Raw genomic sequence first — 1,937 nt, forward strand, 5'->3', positions numbered from 1 at the left:
GTGGCGCGTGCACAGTGCTGGTCGACGGGCAGCGGGTCAACTCGTGCCTGACGCTCGCGGTGCGGCTGGAGGGCGCCGAGGTCACCACGATCGAGGGGCTGGCCGATGGTGACCGGCTGCATCCGTTGCAGCAGGCGTTCATCGACCAGGATGCCTTCCAGTGCGGTTACTGCACTCCGGGTCAGATTCTGTCCGGAGTCGGGTGCATCGAGGAGGGCCACACGGGTTCTCCGGAGGAGATCCGGGAGTGGATGAGCGGCAACATCTGCCGCTGCGGCTGCTACGTCAAGATCGTGCGCGCGGTCGAGCAGACCGCCGCCAATCGGAAGTGAGGGCCTGATGCACCCCTTTGCCTTCACGAAGGCGTCCGACACCCGTGATGCCCTCAACGCGGGCCGGCGCGGTGGCCGTTACATCGCCGGAGGCACCACGCTGGTCGATCTGATGCGGGAGACCGTCGAACGTCCCGAGACGTTGGTCGACATCACCGGTCTGCCGTTGCGCGAGGTGAGCGTCACCGAGCGCGGCGGGCTGCGCATCGGCGCCCTGGTACGCATGGCCGAGGCCGCCGCCCACCCCGAGGTGCGCACCCTGTACCCGGTCATCTCCCAGGCGCTGGAGCTGAGCGCGTCGGCCCAGTTGCGGAACATGGCGACCATCGGCGGCAACGTCATGCAGCGCACCCGCTGTACGTACTTCCGTGATGTGACCGCCGACTGCAACAAGCGCGATCCCGGCTCGGGTTGTGCCGCGCTGGAGGGCTTCAACCGCACGCACGCCATCCTCGGCACCTCCGGCGCCTGCGTGGCCACCCACCCCTCGGACGTGGCCGTGGCGTTCGCCGCGCTGGAGGCGAGCGTGCATCTGCTGGGCCCGGACGGGGAACGCGGAGTCCCCTTCGCCGACTTCCTCCTCAAGCCCGGCAGCACTCCCAACCGTGAACAGGCCATCCGGGAAGGCGAGTTGATCACGGCGGTGGAGATTCCCGCGCATCCGCGTCCGCTGAAGTCCGGCTACCTGAAGGTGCGCGACCGGCAGTCGTACGAGTTCGCCCTGACGTCGGCGGCCGTGGCACTGCATGTGCGGGGCGGGGTGATCCGGGAGGCGAAGGTCGCCGCCGGGGGAGTGGGCACGGTGCCGTGGAAGCTGCCCGCCGTCGAGGCGCACCTCATCGGGGAACGCCCCTCGCAGGAGCTGTGGGCGGCTGCCGCCGAGCGGGCCGCGAAGGGCGCCCGCCCGCTCGCTCACAACCGGTTCAAGGTCGAGTTGCTCAAGCGGACCGTCGAACGTCAGCTGCGCATCGTAGGAGGTACCAAGTGAGCCCCCAGCCGCAGGCCGCCGTGGGTGCGCCGCTGTCCCGGGTGGACGGGCGGCTGAAGGTCACCGGTCAGGCGCTGTACGCCGCCGAGCTCCCCCACGCTCGAACAACCTCGCGCGGGGGGACCCCCATCGTCGACGGGGCTGTGCACGCTGTCATCGTCGATGGCAGCATCGGCCGTGGCCGCATCACGTCCATCGACACCCGCGCGGCCGAAGCCCAGTCCGGAGTGCTGCGGGTGATCAGTCACCGCAACGCGCCGAAGCTGCCCTACCGCGACAACAGCGGGTCGAACAACCCGCCTGGCCACAGGCTGCGGGTCTTCCAGGACGACCGAGTCCTCTTCCACGGCCAGCCGGTCGCCGTCGTGGTCGCCACCACCCTGGAGGCCGCGCAGCACGGCGCGAGCCTGGTGAAGATCCGCTACGACGCCGAACAGTCCTCCACCGACCTCACCGAGGCGGAGCCGGGCGAGCCCGCGACCTACGCGCGCGGTGACGCGGATGCCGCCCTGCGCGACGCGGCCGTACGGCTGGACCTGACGTACCGCACGGCGCGCAACCACCACAACCCGATGGAACCGCACGCCACCATCGCCCGCTGGAACGGCAACCGGCTC

General features: G+C 70.3%; 3 protein-coding genes. All 3 read left to right on the forward strand.

From position 1 onward, the window contains the following. A partial coding sequence (locus STRIP9103_RS23945) for a (2Fe-2S)-binding protein (protein ID WP_048820860.1) occupies positions 1–332 on the forward strand: 332 nt, incomplete at its 5' end. A gap of 7 nt (positions 333–339) precedes the next feature. After that, on the forward strand, positions 340–1,320 hold the full coding sequence (locus STRIP9103_RS23950) for an FAD binding domain-containing protein (protein ID WP_009320959.1): 981 nt from the start codon (positions 340–342) through the stop codon (positions 1,318–1,320). Further along, on the forward strand, positions 1,317–1,937 hold a 621-nt coding region (locus STRIP9103_RS23955; protein WP_048820861.1), incomplete at its 3' end, for a molybdopterin cofactor-binding domain-containing protein. The genes STRIP9103_RS23950 and STRIP9103_RS23955, both read left to right, overlap by 4 nt.

The organism is Streptomyces ipomoeae 91-03, assembly GCF_000317595.1.
Lineage (GTDB): Bacteria > Actinomycetota > Actinomycetes > Streptomycetales > Streptomycetaceae > Streptomyces > Streptomyces ipomoeae.

Coding starts and splice junctions, on each gene's coding strand:
- STRIP9103_RS23950 (WP_009320959.1), top strand. CDS start 340: ATGCACCCCTTTGCCTTCACGAAGGCGTCCGACACCCGTGATGCCCTC.